Below are 6368 nucleotides of genomic sequence, written 5' to 3'. Positions count from 1 at the left end.
GACGGTGGCACACCATATCGCCCTGGCCATCCAGCGTGAACAGCAACTATCGCAGAACCGTAAGCTTGCACTGATGGAAGAACGCAGTGTCATCGCGCGCGAATTGCACGACTCACTGGCACAGACACTCTCGTATCTGAAAATACAGGTAAGTCTGCTTCGCAAGGCATTGCCGCAGGCCGGCAACGAAAAGAGTATCGAGGTTCTCGAACGTTTACACAGCGGACTCAACAGCGCCTACGGCGAGTTGCGTGAACTTCTCACCACTTTTCGCCTTCGCCTCGGTGAGGGTGGTTTTGAGGCTGCGCTGGAGCAGACAGTAGAGGATTTCCGTAAACGTGGTGAAACCAGCTTGATACTGGAGAACCGGATCGGGTACTGCCAGCTGAACGCCAATGCCGAGATTAACCTGGTACAGATCATTCGTGAGGCACTCTCCAACGTAGTGCGCCATTCTGATGCCAACGAGGCTTTCGTGTCGATCGATTGTGATCGTGAAGGCCGCGTCACCCTGCTGATCGAGGATGACGGTGTCGGCATGCCGAGTGTTGAGCAGCTCGAACATCATCATGGATTGGCGATTATGCGGGAACGTGCCCGCGGGTTGGGGGGTATATTGCACATCGGTCGTTCGTCGCTCGGTGGAACAGCCGTCAAACTCAACTTTTATGCAATGAGTACACAGTGAATAACAATACCAGGTGTACACTGACTGCAATTGAATAAAAGCAGCAATCCCTGGCTGCTCTGTTCACTCATTGTGCCTGTCGATACATCTTGTTGATTTCGTCCGCACTGAGAAGTCGGTTTGAATCAGCATGTTCGGCCCATGCGTCATAGTCAAGAGATTGACGCTGTTGCATATCGGGAAAATCAACTGCGTAGAAATGATAACGGGAATCTGTCACAGGCAACAAGTCTGTTTCCCCGTTACGCGGATCAAACAGGCCGGCTACGGGAACGTGGATATTTATTGCTGTTTCCGACAGCCATGAAGCCAGCCATGAAAAGGAGCTGATACTCAAAACGACATGTTGTGAGTGGCGTATTGTTTGAAAGTCTGAAATGGCTGTCCTTGGAGCGAGAAAGCGGGCGCCGCGAAATCTCTCTTTGAGCGCTAGTGAGTAACTGTCTGAACCGATTTGGCCCATGAAAACAGGTTCAAGGCCAGTTGAATCGATTATTTTCTCATAAAATGAAAATGCCAGTGGGAAGTAGCTGGGATGCCATCCAGACACAATATCTTCAGCCCGGATGTTGATAAGTAGCTGCTTGTCAGAGAGTCGCTGAGGGGCGATATTAGTCCGAAATAGTTGTTGGTAGCGAGATGGAGGGCCGAAATATTCAAGGCGCATTCCCCAGCCCTCGATAACAATAGAGTTTACCACTCTTTCCGCAAGGGCTTTTGCAGCCTGGTGAAAGTTAAAGCGATGCCTGGGTAATAGTAGTGCACTGCCACGAAGCGTACGCTGTGTCAGAGGCTGACTCGTCAAGCCCCATTCAGGCAGGGAGAGCCCCATTATTTGCGCTTCCTTGACGATGTTTTTCAACTCAAATGCAAGCATGGCCTGAAACATCTGGTTTGCAAGCCTGCCATCGGACCTGACGGCGATGATTTTGTTACTCATCCTCTGCCTTGTCCGCAGGGGTATCTATCCCGCTGTAGAGTTTTTGGCTTGTAAATTGCGTATCAGGATTGCTCCAGAATGTTGAGTCCGGGGATATGCCAAGAGGAAGAAAGGCGAGAGTCGACCAGTATAGACTACCCGTTGTGATGTAGAATTCTGCAAGACTGGGCTGTTGTCCGCAAAGACCGATAGTTAGCCAGCCATCTTCAGTGAATGTATTTTCTGGCCCGAGTGTGCGTTTTATGACAGAAGTCATTGCACATCGTACTTGCTCCGGGGGAAGTGTAGTGGGAAGTTGATTTGTTAATGCAAGTTCTCCAAGTGCATGCAGGTTACCGCACCGATAGGACAGAGATCTGCCAGTGACCGGCATGGCACCTTCCGGGGAAATTGAGCGTTCAAGCAATTCACAGTAGCGTTGTGAACGTTTGAGTTGTAACGGAGTAAGGCTTTTCCACTTCCTGGTATGCGAGGTGGCATTGAGTATGGCGAGAATAAACGGGTGTATTACGTAAGAATTGTAATAATCAGCATGGAAAACCGGACCGTCAGAATAGAATCCGTCTCCAACATACCACTGTAGCATCTGCCTAAGCGCATATTCGATACGCATGGAATCATGCGTGATACCTGCTTTGCAGAAGAAGGCCTCAATAATTGCAGAGAACAGCAACCAGTTGTTGAAAACAGGCGTAATTTTTCGTGTTGAAGTGAGTGCCTCGATAATATTTTTTTTGTTTGCTTCCGGGAGTTCCAGCCACAGTGCATGTGGAGCACGCAGTATAGCGAGAGCGAGCAGGGCGGCGTCAACCAGGCATTGTGCCCCGGCATCAAAATGGAGGAAATCCGGCGAGTTCTTGTCGGTAATAGAGGTGATTGTCAATTGTGCCTGTTGGCGCGCATTGGACTGTAATAAAGCCTCTTCACCCTGCAGGCCGGTGAGCTCAAGCCAGGGGGCAATACCCGAAAGTGTTCTGCCGACAGCCTCCAGGTGCGAGACGTTTATGCGTTGATCACGCTCTGGCCCCTCGATTGGCATATTTTGCTTCAGTGTTCCTTTAGCACCATTTTCCAGGACTGGAGTTGCAATCTTTATCAAAAAGGAAAGCCACTCACTTCGTGTCTGTTGTTGAGATGCAGGTTGCTTCATAGAGAATTTTTCATTGGCATTTTGTCTTAATATGGCAAAAAGATAACTTTTCTAATCACTTATATGTTCCCGTTCACGATCTGTTTCTGTTACCGGAAAGTGCCTGTGTGACTTCGGCAACATAATGCCCGATCAATTTGCTGAGGAGTTCACGTGATTCCCCGTACTGCGAAATTGTATACTTCTGCGCCTTTTTGGCCGCAGCCAAGGCAGCACAGGCTTCGCTAATTTGCAGTGGCCTTCCACTTTCCATCATGCGTGCAATGGCGAGCGTTTCCGCATGTGCCAGATCGGGAAAAAATAGCCCCAGGAGCTTTATTCTATGTTGCACCTTGTCAGAATGGAGTTTGCGCAGGTTTGTGCCGGTTTCTGCGGTGATGTTGCTGTCATGGCGCCTGTATGTGAGCAGGTGCTGTTTCAAAAGATGGAACTTTGGACCAGCAGCCATCGCCTCGGTCCAGAGACCGTGATCACTGTCAGTGCGAGACAGGGGGTATTGGATGGAGTTCATTCTGAGAAAACTGGCGCGCATCATGGTCGTGGGATGAATCATCGAAGAGCCGTCCAGTGCAAGCAGGCGTGACTTAATTACAGCATCGTCCTGTGGATGCCTCATTTTAACTTCCTGGCCATCTACGATTTTGACAGCATCCGTACCAAGAATATGCACATCCGGATGCGTATCCATGAATGAGACCTGTGCCGTAAGGCGGCCTGGAAATGCGATGTCATCTGAATCCATCACCGCGATGTAATCGCCGGAGGCGCATTTCATTCCAATATTGCGTGAGATGGAAACCCCGCAGTTTGCAGGGAGCTCTACAATTTGCAGGCGAGGATCATTGTAGTTTGCGAGTATCTCAGCCGTAGAGTCGGTTGAACCATCGTTGACTATGATGAACTCAAAATCACCGTAATCCTGTTTCAGAATTGAATCAATTGCCTCATTCACCATTGACTGGCGATTGTAGACAGGCATGACAACAGAGACTTTTGGCATAGTTATCCGGGATCGTCTGAATGTTTCATCTATTCTAGCTGTTATGCTGGATCAGGTGTTTGCGGAAGAGGCTTGGGTGCATCAGCAAGACCGTGTCGGTGCGTTGATTTCAGTTTTTCAGCAAGATCGCTATCTCCGGCTTTTTGCTCAAGCAGTGGCTGCAGGGCGGCTTCGAATCTTGCTGTACTGGCCTCGAGGCTGTGCAGGCGTTTTCCTACTGCATACGCCTTGTTGACCTCTTCCTGGTAAAGCTGATCGTTATCATACATGCTGGTAATCCAGTCAGCAGCTTCGTTGATCTTCTCCTTCTTCGGCAGGCGTGTATAGGGTTTCTCATGCATCAGGTCATGCAGGTGAAGTTGATAGCCAGCGTCATCGATCATTTCGGGCATGCCGCCTCGATCGGTAATCAGTGTCGGGATGCCGTTGAGCATCGCTTCGGCAAGGATGCGTCCCGAACTCTCCCACCACAGGCTGGGTGCCAGAAGCAGTCTGGCACGGCCATAGACAGGGCGCATATCGGTTGTATGGAATGTAACAACAATGTTGTCGAGGCCCTTACGATCCTGACCAAGCTCTTTTAAAACTGCATCAAACGTGAGTTGCCAGTTGCCACGAGACTCCACAATTTCGAAAATGATGTCCGGTCGACTCTTTTCGAGCAACAGTGCAAGCATTATGACGATGCTGACACCCTTGGCCCACGAGGGATTGATGAACAAGACATGCTTGCGCTCCTGTTGCGTCGCAATCACGGGCTCAGGATCGATAAATGCGCCTATAGGTGTGACGGGGATGCCGCTGCGCTCATGGTACATGTCAGCTGTTGCCCTGCTGTCAGTCAGTATCAAGTCAATATCCCGACTCCAGCGTGCGCCATGGTAGTTACCGTTGGCAAGATAGAAAGCCACGGGGATGCCCCGTGCGCGTGCCTCATCTGCGATGTTCCAGTCGCTAATCAGGCCACCATAGAAGTAGACCAGGTCGGGCTTGAACTCGTGCAGAGTGGCGGTGTAGCGGGAAACCCACTTGAAGATTTCATCAGTGCCGATCTGGCTCCGGACGATCGAACGGGTGACCAGTAATGTGTGGTGCATGTCGCCGTCAGCGATGGTGGCAAATTTCCCCAGGTTTTCCTTGCTGAAGATGCCGCTTTTTGAAAGTTTGGTTTTGCCCTTGTCCGCATCGAAAATAGTAGCGCCTAGAATGGCTATTTCATATCCGCGTTTTGCCAGCTGTATTAACATCTCGCGTACGGCCATGGAGGCACCGCTCGAACTGTCAAGCAGGCAATAGTAATTTGCCCAAAGGATTCTCGGTTTACGCGCTGAAGTTGTATTGTCTGTTGATGTATTCATCAATTTCACCGGTTTTGGCGCTCGGGCTTTATTTTATGCTTCGGATTCTATCAAACACGGGTGATATAATCCTGTTATTCAGCCTGACGGGTGACCTGCATGAGCCCCACCATGTGCGGAATTCAAGAGAGGCTTCTCCAGGAGAATTTGATGACGATGACCAGAATCATTGTGGCCACTATGCTGCTGGTTGCATCTGTTGCAGTCTATGCACAGCAGGGTAAGTGGCAGCAACTCAACCGGGTTGTCACCACGCTCTACAGCCAGGGGGATTACACAAAGGCCCTGTCCGTTGCCAAAACAGCTTTGTCGGTTGCTAAAGAAGAGCTGGGAAAGAAGCATCCGGCTGTCGCAAGCGCCCATACCAATATCGGCCTGTTGCACAAATCCCTTGGCCAATACAGTGAGTCGGAAGCCGCCTTCAAACGTGCCTTGTCACTGCGCAAGCAGTTGTATGACGAAAATAAAGACGTGGCAAACAGCCTCGGTAATCTTTCGAACCTTTACCGCGCCATGGGGCGTTTCAAGGATGCCGAGAAGTTTGGCAAGCGTTCTCTCAAAATGAGAGAGGAGCTTTTCGGGCCTGAGCATCCTTCAGTCGCGATTGCCCTGGACAGTCTCGCAGCGCTCTACAATGAACAGAGCCGATTCAAAAAGGCGGAACCGCTCTATCTGCGAGCGCTTCAGATTTACCGGAAGGCGTATGGACCTGAGCACGCAGAAGTAGCCAGTAGTATGAATAGCCTCGCAGTTGCCTACGAGGCCCAGGGATTGCACGACCAGGCTGAGCCCATGTTCAGGCGCGCGCTTGATATCCGCCAGAAAGTACTTGGTAACGATCATCTCTCTGTTGCTGCGAGCCAGAGCAACCTGGCCTTCTTCTATTTCAGCCAGGAACGATACGATATGGCTGAGCACCTTTTTAAGCAGGCGTTGCAGACAAGGAAAAAAGCGCTGGGAAGAAAACATGCGGATGTAGCGACAGCTATGAGTAACCTTGCCTCTGTTTACAGAAAGCAGGCTAAATACCGCAAGGCGGAGTCGCTCTACAAGGGCGCGCTGAAAATCCAGGAGGCGGCCCTCGGCAAGTCACATCCGTCTGTTGCTATCACGTTGCACAATCTTGCTGTTCTCTATGTTGACCAGGGCAAGCATCAACGTGCAGAACCTCTGTTCGCACGTTCGCTGGTTATTTTCGAATCGACATTCGGATCTCAGCATGACGAGGTCAC

6 protein-coding genes are annotated in these 6368 nt (G+C 50.5%); 2 read left to right on the top strand and 4 right to left on the bottom strand.

The genetic code is table 11. The features are described from left to right. Window positions 1-688, top strand: a 688-nt coding sequence (locus BOW51_RS06365) for a histidine kinase (protein ID WP_245828548.1), incomplete at its 5' end; no start/stop codon positions are given. Window positions 689-755: 67 nt separating this feature from the next. Here BOW51_RS06365 and BOW51_RS06360 read toward each other — a convergent pair. The 4 genes from BOW51_RS06360 to BOW51_RS06345 all read right to left on the bottom strand — a co-directional run bounded on the left by BOW51_RS06360 (window position 756) and on the right by BOW51_RS06345 (window position 5136). Further along, on the bottom strand, window positions 756-1628 hold the full coding sequence (locus tag BOW51_RS06360) for an O-fucosyltransferase family protein (RefSeq protein WP_078476964.1): 873 nt from the start codon (window positions 1626-1628) through the stop codon (window positions 756-758). Then, complete coding sequence (locus tag BOW51_RS06355) at window positions 1621-2778, bottom strand: DUF2264 domain-containing protein (RefSeq protein WP_078476963.1); 1158 nt, start codon at window positions 2776-2778, stop codon at window positions 1621-1623. The genes BOW51_RS06360 and BOW51_RS06355 overlap by 8 nt, the downstream gene beginning before the upstream one ends. Window positions 2779-2851: 73 nt before the next feature. Beyond that, the gene (locus tag BOW51_RS06350; protein WP_078476962.1) at window positions 2852-3778 is read right to left on the bottom strand and encodes a glycosyltransferase family 2 protein; all 927 of its coding nucleotides are present in this window, start codon (window positions 3776-3778) and stop codon (window positions 2852-2854) included. A gap of 41 nt (window positions 3779-3819) precedes the next feature. After that, window positions 3820-5136, bottom strand: coding sequence for a glycosyltransferase (locus BOW51_RS06345; RefSeq protein WP_078476961.1), 1317 nt, complete (start codon window positions 5134-5136; stop codon window positions 3820-3822). Window positions 5137-5286: 150 nt separating this feature from the next. On the opposite strand from BOW51_RS06345, the gene BOW51_RS06340 reads away from it, so the two are divergent. Further along, the coding region (locus tag BOW51_RS06340) for a tetratricopeptide repeat protein (protein WP_167367254.1) at window positions 5287-6368 on the top strand (1082 nt) is incomplete at its 3' end.

This window comes from Solemya elarraichensis gill symbiont (assembly GCF_002021095.1).
Classification (GTDB): Bacteria; Pseudomonadota; Gammaproteobacteria; order Chromatiales; family Chromatiaceae.
Note: the sequence above shows the minus strand (reverse complement) of the source record. Positions and strands in the feature narration are given on the sequence as shown.